Genomic DNA, 15429 nt, shown 5'->3' on the forward strand with positions numbered 1-15429 from the left:
GCCTCGCCGACGCCGGAAAACCGCCAAAGGTCATCCTCGTCGCCATAATGCGAAAGCTAATCGCAACACTCAACGCCATGATCAAAAATCAACAAACATGGGCCGCGTAACAAGACGGTTGCTCCCCCCCCATACAGGTCCTGTCGAGCGGCAGCGTCCCCGCCCCCCGGTCCGGTCGTCTAGCCGACCCGGCGACCGGGGTAGCGGACTGGCGATCGGATTATTGCGGAGCGGGTTATCCCCGATAGGTTGGACGGGCCCACGGCATCGACCAGCCCGCTCATAACGGGAATCGTCGCGGACGTGTCAGGAGGGGGCGTGGGCACCGGGCGCACGCCCCATGACAGGCGCCCGGGCCGCTTGCATCATCGGTTGTCCGCATTGGGTGCGGACGCGTTTCGGACGTTAGAACCGGGGGGCAGGCGGTGCGGCGCTTGGCAAAGCGTGGTCCCGGATCGGGGGCGCCGTCCCGGATCGGGGGTGCCTTCCCGGATGGGGGCCCTGCCAGGTCCGATGCCGACCGCCCCAGCCCCGCATTCCCACTTAATCCAAAAGCTTAGCGGACTGACTTAATGATTACTGCGCGGCGGCAGGGGCTTCGCCAAGGTTCCCGGCGGGGGAGGCCCGCTTGGATATCGATGGCTTCATCACGCGCTGGCGCAGCAACGAGGGCGGAGCCGAACGGGCCAATTTCCCCCTGTTCCTGACCGAGCTGGCGCAGGTGCTCGGCCTGCCCCGGCCCGATCCGGCCAGCGCCAACCACGCCCACAACGATTACGTGTTCGAGCGTGCGGTGGTGGAAATCGACCATGCCGGAAGGCGCAGCAACCGCCGGATCGATCTGTACAAGCGCGGCTGCTTCGTGCTGGAGGCCAAGCAGAGCCGTGAACGCGGCGGGGCCAAGGAACTGGCGCTGCCCGCCGGGCAGAGCGCCTTCCCCGGGTTCGATCCCGATGCCACGGCCGCCCCGCGCGGACGGCGCAGCGCGCACCGCGGCTGGGACGTGCTGATGCGCAACGCGCGCGAACAGGCCGAACAGTATGCCCGCGCCCTGCCGACCGAGCACGGCTGGCCGCCGTTCATCCTGGTCTGCGACGTGGGCCACGCGATCGAGGTCTTCGCCGACTTTTCCGGCCAGGGGAAGAACTACTGCCAGTTCCCCGACCGGGCCGGCTTCCGCATCTATCTGGACGACCTGCGCCTGCCGGACATCCAGGCCCGCCTGCGCGCGATCTGGACCGATCCGCACAGCCTGGACCCGGCGCGGCGATCGGCGGCGGTGACGCGCGACATTGCGCGGCGGCTGGCCAGCGTGAGCAAGCTGCTGGAGGATCGCGGCTATCGGCCCGAGCCGGTCGCCCATTTCCTGATGCGCTGCCTGTTCACGATGTTTGCCGAGGACACCGGCCTGCTCGAGCGCGGCAGCTTTCAGGAGGTGCTGGGCAATGCCCGCGACGATCCCGCCAGTTTCGCCCCGCTGCTGGAGGACCTGTGGCGCACGATGGACACGGGCGGGTTCAGCCCGGTGCTGCGCAAGCCGGTGCGCCGCTTCAACGGCGGCCTGTTCGCCCAGCGCAGCACCATCCCCTTGCAGCGCGAGGAGATTGGCGAACTGTACGAAGCGGCCAAGCATGACTGGACGCAGGTGGAACCGGCGATCTTCGGCACCCTGCTGGAACAGGCGCTGGACAAGGACGAGCGCAAGCGGCTGGGCGCGCATTACACCCCGCGGGCCTATGTCGAACGGCTGGTCAACGCCACCCTGATCGATCCGTTGCAGGCCGAATGGCAGGCCCTGGTGCTGGGTTCGGTCGAGCGCGAGCGGGCCACCGATCCCGAGGCGGCGATCCGGCTGGTCCACGATTTCCATGAGAAGCTGGCCGCCACCCGGGTGCTCGATCCGGCCTGCGGCACCGGCAATTTCCTGTACGTGGCGCTGGAGCTGATGAAGCGGCTGGAAGGCGATGTGCTGGAAGTGCTGCTGGACCTGGGCGGGCAGGAAGCGCTCGCGCTGGAAACCGCCACGGTCCACCCGCGCAACTTCCTGGGGCTGGAGGTGAACCCGCGCGCGGCGGCGATCGCCGAACTGGTTCTGTGGCTGGGCTATCTGCAATGGCAACTGCGCAACGGCAGCGGGATCAGCGATCCCGTGCTGGAAACGCTGACCAACATCACCGCCATGGATGCGGTGCTGAGGCACGATGGCGAACGGCCCACCGCCGACCGGAGCGGCACCGAACTGGTCAACCCGCGCCGACCCGACTGGCCCGAGGCGGACTTCATCGTGGGCAACCCGCCGTTCATCGGGGGCAAGGACCTGCGTGGCCGGCTGGGCGATGCCTATGCCACGGCCCTGTGGCGGGCCAATCCCAAGGTGCCGAAAAGCGCCGATTTCGTCATGCACTGGTGGGACCGGGCGGCCGAGCTGCTGGCCCGCAAGGGCACGCGGCTGCAACGCTTCGGCTTTGTCACCACCAATTCGATCACGCAGGAATTCAGCCGCCGGGTGATCGCCCGCCATCTGGAGGGGCGCCTGCCGATCAGCCTGCTGCTGGCCATCCCCGACCATCCGTGGACCCGCGCCACCCGCGATACGGCGGCGGTGCGGATCGCCATGACCGTGGCGGCGGCGGGCCGGTGCGACGGGCTGGTCCTGACCGTATGCCGCGAAGCCGGGCTGGATACCGACACGCCGGAAATCGACTTTGCCACGGCGACCGGTGAGGTTCATGCCGACCTGACCGTGGGGGCGGATGTCGGGCAGGCAAAGCCGCTGCGGGCAAACGACGGGCTCTGTTCGCGCGGCATGGCCTTGCATGGGGCCGGGTTCATCGTGACGCCAGCCAAGGCCGGAGAGCTGGGGCTCGGCCAGCGTCCAGGGCTGGAGCGGCATATCCGCCCTTACCGCAACGGCCGCGACCTGATGGCGCGGGCGCGTGGGGTGCTGGTGATCGACCTGTTCGGCCTGAGCGAAACCGAAGTGCGTCAGCGCTATCCCGACGTCTACCAGCATTTGCTGGTGGCGGTGAAACCTGAACGGGATGCAAATAGGCGGGCAACGCGAAAAGAGAATTGGTGGCTATTCGGGGAGCTAGCGCCAACGTTTCGGGACTACAGCGCTGGACTACCAAGATACATCGCCACTGTCGAAACCGCCAAGCACAGGGTGTTCCAGTTCCTCGATGCCGCCATTCTGCCGGATAACAAGCTGCTCTTGATCGGGGCTGCTGAAGGTTTTGTCCTTGGCGTAATGTCAAGTTCGGTTCACGTTGCCTGGAGCCTTAAAGCGGGCGGGTGGCTCGGCGCCGGAAATGACTCGGTCTACGTCAAGACCAAGACCTTCGACCCCTTCCCCTTCCCCGATGCCTTGCCCGCCCAGCGCGAAGCCATCGGCGCGCTGGCCGAGGAACTGGACGCCGTGCGCAAGGACGTGCTGGCGCGCCATGCCGACCTGACCCTGACCGGGCTTTACAACCTGCGCGAACGGCTGCGGCAGGGCGATCCGCTCGATCCCGCGGCGCAGGACCAGCGCCAGCGCGGGCTGGTCGACCTGATCGGCGATCTGCATGACCGGATCGATGCGGCAGTGGCGGCGGCCTATGGCTGGCCGGCGGACCTGCCCGAGGCGGACATTGTCGCCCGGCTGGTGGCGCTCAACGCCGAACGCCACGCCGAGGAGCGCGCCGGGCGGGTGCGCTGGCTGCGCCCGGACTACCAGATCGCGCGGGCCGGGCTGACCGAACTGGGCAGCCTGCGCGCGCCGGTGCAGGTCGAGGCCGAGCTGGCCCTGCCCGCCGCCCGCAAGCCGCAGTTTCCGCGCGACGCGATCGGCCAGACCGCCGCGGTGCTGGCCGCGTTGCGCGGCGGCGCGGGCGATGCCGCGACCATCGCCCGCGCCCATGCCCAGGGGCTGAAGGTGGCCCAGCGGGTGCAGCGCACGCTCGACGCGCTGGAGCGGCTGGGCCACGTCGCGCGCACCCCCGAAGGCTATGCCCTGCGCCGCGCCGCCTGATCGCCCCCCGTGCCCATCCTGCCCCCGACCGCACCGGTCCGTTGGCGGTTCTGCGCCAGGTCTCTGCCGGGTCTCTGCCGGTTCTGGCCGCGTGTTTCATTCCGGCTCCGCGATCATGCCTAGCGCCGCGTTAGCGCTTCCCTCGCGCGGACCCCGCGGGTCCGGCAAACCTTTGCGTCATCGCACTCCGCTAATTGCGCTTGCGGTATCAGCCCGGAGCGGAGGCAGCGGCAGGACGTGGCGCGGTGGATCATCAGGCTGGGTGCGCGATGGCATCGGCTCATCGGAATGCCGAAACGGCGCGGCTGGGCCAGGCTGTGGACCATGCGCGGTCTTACCGCCGTGGTGCTCAACAATGTCGCCGGAGCCACCGCGGTCGAATATGGGCTGGTCACCTTGCTGATGGCGGTCGGGTGCTTCGCCCTGCTGCTCGACACCGGCAAGAGCAGCGCCAACACCTTCGCGAAGATCGACACCACGCTGTCGGGCGAGGCGCCCCCGGTCGGCCGGACGCCTGCTTTGGGATCGGCGCCGCAGGGCGCCCCCGAGCCAGAGCCCGAGCCAGAGCCAGAGCCAGAGCGCATGCCCCTGCCGACCTGGGGCGGCGCCCCCGCACCTCCGTGAGCCTCGCCGCGACGGTGCCTGGTGCGATCGTCGCAATCATGCCTACCACGGCGTCAACGGCTGCCTCGCGCCGAGCCTGCGGGCGGGGCCAATCCTTACCGAACCCTCACCAGCCCCCCTCCGTTTCCCCGCATGGTCGCGACAAGGTTTTCGTCGACTTCACAATGCTAAGGCGAAGGCTGACTGAACTCGCGCGAGTGGACGAACGATCGATGCTGGCCCTTACCCAATGCTGGTTCACGAGCACCCACGTGCCCGCCTATCCCGGGCGGAAGAACGCGGAAGGCGTGTTCCGCAGCGATTGCCGGCATTGTGACCGCCCGATCATCTCGTGGGACAAGAAGGCCTGGCACCTGGCCGAGGGCTTCAACCTGCTCAGCGTCTATCAGGGCATGGAGAAGCCGTTTCTCTACCTGATCGACACCCGCAACGATTTCGTCGTCGCGCGCTTTCCGATCGACCATCTCGAGACCGAGCCCGAGGTGGAAGCCTACATGGAGCAGATCAAGGCCGACAACGGGGTCAACGATCCCGAAAGCAGCCTGGCCCTGCGGGATTCGCGCAAGCGCAAGTTCCGCCGCACTCCGCTCAAGCCCAAGCAGCCGGGGATCGAGGCCTTCGCGGTCCCGGCCGGGCCGCCAGAGCCGCTCGATGGTGCCGCTCCGGCCGATCCGCGCGACTGCGACAAGCTGACCGGCCTGCCCGGGCGCGGCACTTTCGAAGCCGTGTTCGAGGCCGAATGCCGCAACGCGCGCGAGCATGGCCTGCCGCTGGTGATCGCCTTCGTCGATCCGGACCGCATGGACAAGCTCAACCGCGCCCAGGGGCTGGATCATGGCGACAAGCTGATCACCCTGATCGCCGACGAGCTGGCCAGCCTGCCCGGCTGCCACCGCCACCTGTCGCGCAACCGCGGGCTGGAATTCGTCCTGCTGCTGCGCAATGCCGATGCCGACGTGGTGGCCAAGGCGCTCGACCAGATCCGCCGCACCGTGGCCGATCGCAAGGAGTTCGCGGTCGAGGGCGAAGGCCCGGGGATCGCCTGCGGCCTGGCCCAGATCGCCGTTGACGGCGACCCGCGCCTCGCCCTGCGCGCCGCCGACGTCGCGCTCCACCGCGCCAAGGCCGAAGGCGGCAACCGCGTGGTCAAGGGCGTGATGGAAGCGCCGGAATGATCCGCTGGTTCATCCGGCTCCGCCGCGACCGGCGCGGAGCCACCGCCATGGAATACGGGCTGATCGCTGCGCTGATCGCCGTGGCCGCGATGACGATCCTGTCCGGCATGGGCAGCCAGTTGAACACGACCTTCAGCCGCACCTCGTCCGGGCTCGCCCGCTCAGGTGGCACAAGCCCGCCGGTGATCCAGTAAGCCTGCGCTAGGGCTGGCCCAGCGCGAGGGCCCGCGTGCCGGGTCCGCCCCACCAGCACGCCTGAACCTGCCACACGCGCGACACCAGCGCGGCCTCCAGCGCCTGTTCCGGCGGTCCGTCCGCCACGATCCGGCCGCGCTCCAACACCACCACCCGGTCGGCCCGGTTCATCGCCATGGCCAGATCGTGCAGGACCAGCACCACCCCGCGGCCCTCGCCCGCCTGGGCGCGCAGCAGGGCGACCAGCGCCGCGGCATGGGCCAGATCGAGGTTGGCCAGCGGCTCGTCGGCGAGCAGCCAGGCAGGCTCTCCCGCCAGGACCCGCGCCGCCAGCGCCCGCGCCCGCTCGCCGCCCGACAGGTGCGAGACCGGGCGGTGCCGCAGCGCCGAGAGGTCCATCGCCGCCAGCGCGCGATCGACCGCCGCGGCGTCCTCCGCCGGGGTGGTCCGCGCGGGATGGCGCGCCGCGCCCTGCCACGGCAGGCGGCCCAGCGACACCAGCGTCTCGACGCTGACGTCCCAGGCGATCTCGGGCGTCTGCGGCAGATAGCCGATGCGCCGCGCCCGTTCGCGCGGGGGCAGCGCGGCGAGCGCCTCTCCCCCGCAGGTCACCGCACCCGTCTCCAGCGCGAGCAGCCCGGCAAGGCAGGCCAGCAGCGAGGACTTGCCCGCGCCATTGGGCCCGACAATCGCGGTGACCTCCCCCGGGCGCAGCGTCAGGTCCACCCCGGTCAGGCGCCCGGGCAGGGTCAGGTCGGTGGCGCGCAGCGCGGTCATCCCAGCCCTCCGTCACGCACGCCGCGGCGCCGCAGCCGCAGCAGCAGCCACAGGAAGAACGGCGCGCCGATCAGGCTCAGCGCGATCCCCAGGCGCAGTTCGGTGACCAGCGGGACCAGGCGGCACAGGCTGTCGGCCAGCAGCAGCAGCAGCCCCCCGGCCAGCGCCGCCGGAACGATCAGGCGCGACGGGCGCCGGTCGGTCAGGGGGCGGACCAGATGCGGCACGACCAGCCCGACGAAGCCGATGATCCCCGCCACGGCCACGCCGGCTCCGACCGTCAGCCCGACACCCGCGATCAGCAGCGCCTGCAAGCGGCGCGGATCGAGCCCCAGCGAGCGCGCGGTCGCCTCGCCCAGCACCAGCGCGTCGAGCCCCGGCCCGGCCAGCCGCAGCAGGACGATCCCCGCCAGCGTCGGCGGCAGCGCCAGCCGCACCTCGGCCCAGCCGCGATCGGTCAGCGCGCCCATCAGCCAGGTGACGATCTCGGACTGGGCGAAGGCATTGGGCGCCAGGCTGATCACCAGGCTCATCAGCGCCCCGGCCAGGCTGGCGATCATCATCCCCGCCAGGGTGAACAGCGCCACCCCGCCGTCACTCCGCCCGGCGATGAGCCCGAGCAGCGCCATGGCCCCGCCCGATCCCACCAGGGCGAACAGCGGCAGGGCCCAGGCCTGGGCGGCGAGGCCGAGCCAGAACGACAGGACCGCCCCCAGCGCCGCCGCCGGGGCGATCCCGAACAGCCCCGGATCGGCCAGCGGATTGCGAAGATAGCCCTGCATCGCGGCCCCAGCCGCCCCCAGCCCCGCGCCCAGCGTCACCGCCAGCACGGCGCGCGGCAGCCGCAGCCCCAGCACGATCAGCGTGGCATTGGGCAGGGCCGGATGGAACGGATCGATCCACACCCGCCCGGCCAGCAGCGACAAGGGCACGGCGACCAGCAGGGCGGTGATGAGGGTGAGATTGAGGCGGGTCATGGGGTGTCGAGCCTTGGGCTGGCGCTGCCCGCCCCCTCCGCCATGCGCCGCACCTCCGCCAGGCGGGCCGCCGCGCGGATGATCGTCGGTCCGCCGCACCACAGCAGCGCGGAATCGAACGGCACGCGGCGGGTGGCGGTCAGGCCGGCCAGGACCGGATGATTCAGCAGCCTGTCCGCGCCATCCCGCCCTCCGGCCGACAGGATCACCTCGGGCGGATCGACCAGCACGCGTTCGAGCGGCAGGTAGTCGGCCTGCCCCAGCCCGCGCGCCGCGGCGGCGTTGCTGAAACCGGTGCGGCGCAGCAGATCGGCAATCAGCGAGGCCTCGCCGGGCACGATCCCGCCCGATTGCCAGACCAGCGCCGACACCGCGCGCCCGTCCGCCGGCCGCGCCGCTGCCAGCGCCGCAGCGATCCGGGCCGCCAGCGCCTCGCCCCGTGCCGGCTGCCCGGCCAGGGCCGCGATCCGGCGGACCTGGGCCAGGCTTTCGGGCACGTCCCGGGCGATCGGCAGTTCGAACAGGGCAATCCCCAGGCGGGCCAGTGCGGCCCGGGTCGCCGGGGGGGTGAAGGTCCCCCCGATGACCAGCGCGGGGCGTAGGGCGGCGATCTCCTCGACCGTGCCGCTCACCGCGGGAAAGCGCCGCGCCACGGCCAGGTCCATCGAGCTCGAGCCCGGCTCGCTGCTGTAGGCGGAAAGGCCGCGGATCTGGCGCGGATCGGCCACTTCGGCCAGCACCGCGTCGGTGCAGGGATTGAGGCTGACGATGCCGGATCGCGCCGGCGCGGGGGCAGAGCCCGGAGCCGCGGCGCAACCGGCCAGCCCCATCGCCCAGGTCGCAGCAAGGAGGAGGGAGACCGGCGCTCTCCTCCAGCGCCGGCTCCCCCCTTCCCATCGCTCCGCGACCCGGACGATCTGCATGCGCGCTAGACCCTGAACCGGGCGCCGACGAAGGCCGAGCGGCCCGGGGTGTTGTACCCGGCAACGGTCTGGTAGCGCTCGTCGGTCAGGTTTTCCACCCGGCCGAACAGCTCCAGCCCATGCGGCAGCGGCAGGCTGGCGCGCAGGTCGACCCGGCGCCAGCCATCGATCCGCACCGTGTTGGCAGCATTGTCGAAGCTGTCACCGACCAGGAACAGCGAGGTGCCGAGGCGCAGCCCGACCGGGCTCTGCCAGTCCAGGCTGATGCTGGCGCTGTGCTGCGGGCGCAGCGGCAGGCGCTGGTTGGCGTTGGGAAACGACCGGTCGAACGCATCGACCAGGGCATAGCTGGCCTCGACCCGCAGGGTCCGGCTGGGCCGCAGCACCAGCGCGGCTTCGATCCCGTTCGCCTCGGCGCGACCGATGTTCTGGGACCGGAAGGTCGTGGCCGAAAAGACAATCAGATTTGTGCTGCGCCGGTGATACCATGTCACCGTGGCGCTCAGCGCATCGCCGAGCAGCGCCTGTTCGATGCCGATGTCCACGTTCTGCGCGGTTTCCGGCTTGAGCAGCGGATTGCCGTAGGGCGGCTGGCCCTCACTCAGGCTGGGCGCCCGAAAGCCCTCGGCGTAGGTGGCGCGCAGCACGGTGCGGCCGCCGTTGGGGGTGTAGGCCAGGTTGCCGCCCAGCGTGGTGTGGGCGCCATAATCGGAATAGACATCGTGCCGCAACCCGCCGGTCAGGGTCAGGCCCTCCAGCGGCCGCAGGCTGAGCTGCAGATAGCCCCCGTTGACGCGGTTGCTGGCGCGATCGGGCCTGGCGCCCTCGAAGGACGTGCTGGCCCGGATCGCCTCATGCTCGAGCCCGGCGGCGATCTGCACGCGCGGGGTCAGGTCGAACACGCTGCGCCATTCGATCCGTTCGGTCAGGCCGGTGGCCAGATAGGTGTTGAAGCTGAACACCACCGGATCGGTCCCGCGCCGGTCGATATCGGCGCGGGTATAAGCGACGCGGCTGCGCAGACGGCCGCCGAGCGCCTCGAGGTTGAGCCCGGCATAAGCGTACCACTGGGTGTTGCGCGCCTCGGCCAGCGAGTTGGCGCCGCCGCTGAAGGCCGAATCGTAGCTCGACCGGACCCGGCTCCAGTTGCCGCGCAGATCCAGGCTGAGCCCCGGGGCCAGCGCCACGGTGACCCGTCCGTTGAGCGCCGCCTGGCGCCCGCCATCGGCCTCGGCCCCGGGCGCGGCGAAGACCGAGAAGCCATCGGTGCGATAGACCGTCCCGCCCAGGCTGTAGCCGACCGCGCCCTGGCTGCCCGACAGGTTGAGCCGGGCGTTCGCGGTGTTGTAGGCGCCGTACTCGGCCGATCCGCGCAGGGCGAGCGGGCCGGTGGGCTTGGCGGTTTCGATGTTGATCACCCCGCCGATGGCCTGGCTGCCCCAGACGATCGAATTGGGCCCGCGCAGCACCTCGATCCGGTCGGTGTTGCCCGCCAGCAGCCCGCCGAAATCGAAGGCCGCGTTCGGGCTCGACGGATCGTTGACCCGCACCCCGTCGATCAGCACCAGGGTCTGCGACGAGTTCCCGCCGCGCACGAACACGCTCGACTGGGTGCCGACCGGGCCACGCTGGGCGACACTGAGCGAGGGCAGCGCACGCAGGGCATCGCCGATGGTCACGGCCTGCAGCGTCTCGATCCGGTCGCGGCTGACCACAGTGATCGCCTGACCGGTGCGGTCAGCGCGCTGGGCGAAGCCGCTGGCCAGGACGACGATCTCCTCCGGCGCGGCCTCGGCGGCCTGCACCACGCCCGGAACGACCGCGGCCAGCGCCGCGGCGGAAAGCAAAAGCTGGAATTTCACGCACAATACTCCCGTCATGAACGTATGCCGTTCATGGCGAGAGACCCCGCGCGAATTCGCGGGACCACGCTGCATTCCGGTACACCCCGCCCGGCGCGGAACGACCGTCAGTGGGCAGGTCTCCTGGCTCCCGGATCAACACGGCCCGCCTGCCTTCCCAGCGGCCCCGAAGGGCTGATGCCAGTGGCGTGAGCGGCGGAACGCTCCCCGGTCACAGTTGCGGGGGCAGCGCGGGATTGAACACCCGCTTCCCTCTTAGGCCCGGTTTCCCGGACAACCCGTGACGTGGAACCGCGCTTAGGCGGGTTGAACTGGCTTCGCAAGAGGCAACCTGTCCTGAGGGGCATTAGAGTAGCGCCGCGGGGCGATCGTCCCCCTGGGCTGTGCGAGCCTATCCAGTCTTCGGCCCAGTCTTCGGCGGAACGCCCGCATGGGGTGGAGAGCTGCCATACTCTCCTCCCCGGCACGGGGAGGGGGACCACCGCAGGTGGTGGAGGGGCGCCCTCCTTGGGGCAAGGCCTCTCGTCCAGACAGGGTGCCCCTCCACCATGCTTCGCATGGTCCCCCTCCCCCGTCGGGGGAGGAAACAAAGGTCCGATCCTGGGCGAAATCCGCCATCAGGACCCGTCCACTCGCCCAAGCCGCCCCAATCCATCGTCATCCCGATGCAAACCGCGATCTCAGGCCGGATGGCGCAGGTTCGCGCTCCGTTAACCGGTTCACCTCCACACCGGGCGGCGTCCCGTGACGGGACAGCCCGGATTCGACGGCTGCGGGCGGGTCCGATCCGGGCTACGCGCGAAGCGCGCCGTTTCGCCCGGCCGCGGCCCCCGGTCCGCGGTGGTGGTGGCGCCCGAAAGGACCTGATTGACCGACCTCCCGCCCGCCCCCTTCCCGCTCGACGCCTTGCCGTCCGACCAGCCCGTGCCGGCTCTGGCTGGACTGCGCCGGCGTGTGCCCGTCGCCCGGCAGGACCGGCGGGAGCGCCTGCGGGCGACGTTCGGGCCGGTCGCTAGGCTGTGGCACGCCGCCCGCCGCAGGATCCGGTCGGGGCTGCGGATCGCCCGAGCCCGGCCGGTCCTGCCGGTGCTGGCGCTCTGTGCCGTGCCCGCCCTCGCCGCGGCCCAGGCCTGGGGACCGGACATGGCGCTGTTCCGGATCGGCAACGCGGTCGGGGTGATCGGCGGGGAGACCGCGATCGAGCCGATGCCGTTCGAGCAGGCCGGGCAGAGCTTCCCCGGTTCGGCGTTTTACTACCTGGCGCCCGATGCTGCCGCGGGCCAGCCGCTGGCCGATGGCGCGCACTGGGAGGGCGATAGCTTTGCCGGCCCGGCCGCCCGGGCGCTGCGCGCCGGGGGCACGGCGCTCGACCGCACGCGCGCCCTCACCTGCCTGACCCAGGCGATCTACTACGAGGCGGCGAGCGAGCCCGACGCCGGGCAGCGGGCCGTGGCGCAGGTGGTGCTCAACCGCGTGGCCCACCCGGCCTATCCCAAGACCGTGTGCGGGGTGGTGTACCAGGGGGCGGAACGGACCACCGGGTGCCAATTCACCTTCACCTGCGACGGCGCCCTGGCCCGCGTGCCCAACCGCCTGTTCTGGCAGCGCGCGGAAACGGTCGCGCGCGCCGCGCTGGCCGGTTTCGTCTATGCCCCGGTCGGGCTGTCGACCCATTACCACACCATCGCGGTCCATCCCTACTGGGCGGACAGCCTGTCCTACGTGGGCACGATCGGCGCGCACCGGTTCTATCGCTTCGGCGGCCCGGCCGGGGCCCCGGCGACCTTTAACGTCGCGGCCTATCGCGGCGGCGAGCCCGTCGCCGCGCCGCCGCCGCGCGCGGCCGGGCTGACCAGCCCCGACGCCGCGCTCGATCCGCTGGCGATCGAACGGGCCTATGCCCAGGGCTACAACGCGGCCCAGGCCGCTGCCCTGGCCCCGGTCAACACGGTGCCGATGAGCCGCATCGGGGGCTTCGGCGCGCCGCCGGCCAACCATCCTGCGCCGGCCTATGCCCCGGCCCTGCAGGCCCGCGGCGGCGATGCGCTCTACACCGCCCAGACCCTGCCCGAGGGCCAGGGCGTGCGGCCCGAATATGCCGGATCGGGCCAGTGGATCGCCCGCCCGGGTAGCTGACACCCGCGGTTTTCCGGGCTTCGCCGACAGTCTCCGCGGCAGCGGCGAAATTCCAAACAAATGTGAAACCATGCTGCGACACGAACCCTTAGGCGGATCGTGCGAGAAGGTGGGCAAGCGTTCATAAGCCAGGGAATCCTGCCCCGATGTCGATCCATTTCGCCGCCTCCCGCCGCCTTCCGACCTCCGCCGTGGCCCGGCACCTGTCGGCACCGCGGTCGATGCAGGCGGTGAACGACAACTACGGTCAGGGCGCGCGTGCGGTGATCGACAACCCGCTGCTCCGCGCCACACTGGAACACTTCGCCACGCATGGCCTGGCTGCCGCGGCCCTGGCCCGCACCCAGGCCGAGGACGCCTTCCTGTCCGAGGATGCCGACAGCTTCCGCCACTGGATGGCCGTCTGCCGCCTGCTCGACCGCCGCATGGCCGGCCGCCTGGGACCGCGCAGCAACGACTGACGGCGGGTGCGGGCCCTGCCCCGCCGTACTCCGGACACGCCTTCGACTGACCACACCCGCTCCAGCTGAGCCTGAGCGGGTGTGGGCCAGCCATGGATGCCTTGCGCTCAGGCCGGATGCGATCTCGCGCCTCATCGGCAGCGCCCTGCGGGCATTATTGCTATTGAGAACTGTTATCGATAAATCCCGGTTTCCGGCCATTTTCCCGGTTGCATTCGCGTCGTCGCGCGCCTAGGGCGGGCGCATCAGCATGGGCCACCGCGACACACAACTCGCGCGGGACACCAGCGGGCGGCCCCCGGCGAGAAACACAGGTCCCGCGTCAGGGAAGGTACTCGATGGCTCGCAAGAAGATCGCCCTTATCGGCGCCGGCATGATCGGCGGCACGCTGGCCCACCTCGCCGCGAAGAAGGAACTGGGCGACATCGTCCTGTTCGACATCGCCGAAGGCATGCCGCAGGGCAAGGCGCTCGACCTGTCGCAGTGCGGCCCGATCGAGGGCTTCGACGCGAAGATCACCGGGACCAACGACTATGCCGACCTGGCCGGTGCCGACGTGGTGATCGTCACCGCCGGCGTGCCGCGCAAGCCCGGCATGAGCCGCGACGACCTACTCGGCATCAACCTGAAGGTGATGAAGGCGGTCGGCGAAGGCATCAAGAACCACTGCCCCGACGCCTTCGTGATCTGCATCACCAACCCGCTCGACGCCATGGTCTGGGCCCTGCGCGAATTCTCGGGCCTGCCGCACAACAAGGTGGTCGGCATGGCCGGTGTGCTCGATTCGGCGCGCTTCGCCACCTTCCTCGCCTGGGAGTTCGGCGTCTCGGTCAAGGACGTGAACGCCTTCGTCCTCGGCGGCCACGGCGACACCATGGTGCCGGTCACCAGCTACACCACCGTCTCGGGCATCCCGGTCGACGACCTCGTCAAGATGGGCAAGTCGAGCAAGGAGGCGATCGACGCGATCGTCGCGCGCACCCGCGCCGGCGGCGGCGAGATCGTCGGCCTGCTCAAGACCGGTTCGGCCTACTATGCCCCGGCCACCAGCGCGATCGCCATGGCCGAGGCCTATCTGGGCGACCAGAAGCGCATCCTGCCCTGCGCGGTCTATGTCGATGGCAAGTACGGGCTCGACGGGCTCTATGTCGGCGTGCCGGTGGTGATCGGCGCAGGCGGCGCCGAGGAAGTGATCGAGATCGCGCTCGACGACGAGGCCAAGGGCAACTTCCAGGTCTCGGTCGACGCGGTCAAGGAACTGCTGGTCGCCTGCAAGGCGATCGACGGCTCGCTGGCCTGATCGCATACCGCCCAAGTTCCAGCCTCCCCAGGAGCATCTGAATGTCCATTCTCGTCAACAAGCACACCAAGGTCATCACCCAGGGGATGACCGGCAAGACCGGCGCCTTCCACACCCAGGCGGCGCTTGATTACGGCACCCAGATGGTTGCCGGCGTGACCCCCGGCAAGGGCGGCACGACCCACATCGGCCTGCCCCAGTTCAACACCGTGGCCGAGGCCAAGGCCGCGACCGGCGCGACCGCCTCGTGCATCTACGTGCCGCCTCCGGGCGCGGCCGACGCCATCCTGGAAGCGATCGACGCCCAGGTCGAGCTGATCATCTGCATCACCGAGGGCATTCCGGTGCTCGACATGGTCCGCGTCAAGCGCGCCCTCTCGGGCTCCAAGTCGCGTCTGATCGGGCCGAACTGCCCCGGCGTGCTGACCCCGGAAGAGTGCAAGATCGGCATCATGCCCGCGAACATCTTCAAGAAGGGTTCGGTCGGCGTGGTCTCGCGCTCGGGAACGCTGACCTATGAAGCGGTGTTCCAGACCAGCAACATCGGCCTCGGCCAGACCACCGCGGTCGGCATCGGCGGCGATCCGGTCAACGGCACCAACTTCATCGACGTGCTGGAGCTGTTCCTGGCCGATGACGAGACCAAGTCGATCATCATGATCGGCGAGATCGGCGGCAGCGCCGAGGAAGAGGCGGCCCAGTTCCTCAAGGACGAGGCCAAGCGCGGGCGCAAGAAGCCGATGGTCGGCTTCATCGCCGGGCGCACCGCCCCTCCGGGCCGCCGCATGGGCCACGCCGGGGCAATCGTCTCGGGCGGCCAGGGCGGCGCCGAGGAGAAGATCGCGGCGATGGAAGAGGCCGGCATCCGCGTCAGCCCCTCGCCCTCGCTGCTCGGCGAGACCCTCGCCGAAGTGCTGAAGGAACGCGTCTGATCGCGCGGGAGGGCCGGCGCCGCGCGTGCCGGCCCTCCTGAAAAATACTTAGCC

At 70.4% G+C, this 15429-nt stretch carries 12 protein-coding genes and 1 riboswitch; of the genes, 8 read left to right on the forward strand and 4 right to left on the reverse strand.

Annotated features, from left to right (window positions below; translation table 11 throughout):
* Positions 1-628 precede the first annotated feature (628 nt).
* The 4 genes from H7F49_RS10790 (at position 629) to H7F49_RS10805 (ending at position 6005) form a co-directional block, all read left to right on the forward strand.
* Positions 629-4012 (forward strand): class I SAM-dependent DNA methyltransferase, encoded by a 3384-nt coding sequence (locus tag H7F49_RS10790; RefSeq protein ID WP_185683614.1) that lies wholly within the window; start codon positions 629-631, stop codon positions 4010-4012.
* Positions 4013-4336: 324 nt separating this feature from the next.
* Positions 4337-4636: a Flp family type IVb pilin gene (locus H7F49_RS10795; RefSeq protein ID WP_185683615.1), complete on the forward strand. Its 300-nt coding sequence runs from the start codon at positions 4337-4339 to the stop codon at positions 4634-4636.
* 212 nt (positions 4637-4848) lie between these two features.
* The gene (locus H7F49_RS10800; protein WP_214647765.1) at positions 4849-5811 is read left to right on the forward strand and encodes a GGDEF domain-containing protein; all 963 of its coding nucleotides are present in this window, start codon (positions 4849-4851) and stop codon (positions 5809-5811) included.
* A complete protein-coding gene (locus tag H7F49_RS10805; RefSeq protein ID WP_214647766.1) occupies positions 5808-6005 on the forward strand; it encodes a Flp family type IVb pilin in 198 nt (65 codons plus the stop codon). The genes H7F49_RS10800 and H7F49_RS10805 overlap by 4 nt, the downstream gene beginning before the upstream one ends.
* A gap of 7 nt (positions 6006-6012) precedes the next feature.
* Here the strand turns inward: H7F49_RS10805 and H7F49_RS10810 are convergent, their stop codons facing one another.
* From H7F49_RS10810 to H7F49_RS10825, 4 genes are all read right to left on the reverse strand, one after another.
* Positions 6013-6783, reverse strand: a complete 771-nt coding sequence (locus H7F49_RS10810; protein WP_185683617.1) for an ABC transporter ATP-binding protein — start codon at positions 6781-6783, stop codon at positions 6013-6015.
* Complete coding sequence (locus tag H7F49_RS10815) at positions 6780-7760, reverse strand: FecCD family ABC transporter permease (protein WP_185683618.1); 981 nt, start codon at positions 7758-7760, stop codon at positions 6780-6782. The genes H7F49_RS10810 and H7F49_RS10815 overlap by 4 nt, the downstream gene beginning before the upstream one ends.
* A complete protein-coding gene (locus H7F49_RS10820; RefSeq protein ID WP_185683619.1) occupies positions 7757-8590 on the reverse strand; it encodes an ABC transporter substrate-binding protein in 834 nt (277 codons plus the stop codon). Before H7F49_RS10820 ends, H7F49_RS10815 begins: the two co-directional genes overlap by 4 nt.
* Before the next feature lie 98 nt (positions 8591-8688).
* On the reverse strand, positions 8689-10545 hold the full coding sequence (locus tag H7F49_RS10825; protein WP_185683620.1) for a TonB-dependent receptor plug domain-containing protein: 1857 nt from the start codon (positions 10543-10545) through the stop codon (positions 8689-8691).
* 99 nt (positions 10546-10644) lie between these two features.
* Positions 10645-10838: riboswitch (cobalamin riboswitch) on the reverse strand.
* Positions 10839-11412: 574 nt separating this feature from the next.
* Here H7F49_RS10825 and H7F49_RS10830 point away from each other — a divergent pair.
* The 4 genes from H7F49_RS10830 (at position 11413) to sucD (ending at position 15375) form a co-directional block, all read left to right on the forward strand.
* On the forward strand, positions 11413-12681 hold the full coding sequence (locus tag H7F49_RS10830) for a cell wall hydrolase (RefSeq protein ID WP_235982091.1): 1269 nt from the start codon (positions 11413-11415) through the stop codon (positions 12679-12681).
* Between the two features lie 146 nt (positions 12682-12827).
* Positions 12828-13142: a hypothetical protein gene (locus H7F49_RS10835; protein WP_185683621.1), complete on the forward strand. Its 315-nt coding sequence runs from the start codon at positions 12828-12830 to the stop codon at positions 13140-13142.
* A 338-nt stretch (positions 13143-13480) separates the two neighbouring features.
* On the forward strand, positions 13481-14443 hold the full coding sequence (gene mdh / locus H7F49_RS10840) for a malate dehydrogenase (protein WP_185683622.1): 963 nt from the start codon (positions 13481-13483) through the stop codon (positions 14441-14443).
* Between the two features lie 41 nt (positions 14444-14484).
* Positions 14485-15375 (forward strand): succinate--CoA ligase subunit alpha, encoded by an 891-nt coding sequence (gene sucD / locus H7F49_RS10845; RefSeq protein WP_185683623.1) that lies wholly within the window; start codon positions 14485-14487, stop codon positions 15373-15375.
* The last annotated feature ends 54 nt before the right edge of the window (positions 15376-15429 follow it).

Origin of the sequence: Novosphingobium aerophilum, assembly GCF_014230305.1 — a bacterium.
Lineage (GTDB): Bacteria > Pseudomonadota > Alphaproteobacteria > Sphingomonadales > Sphingomonadaceae > Novosphingobium > Novosphingobium aerophilum.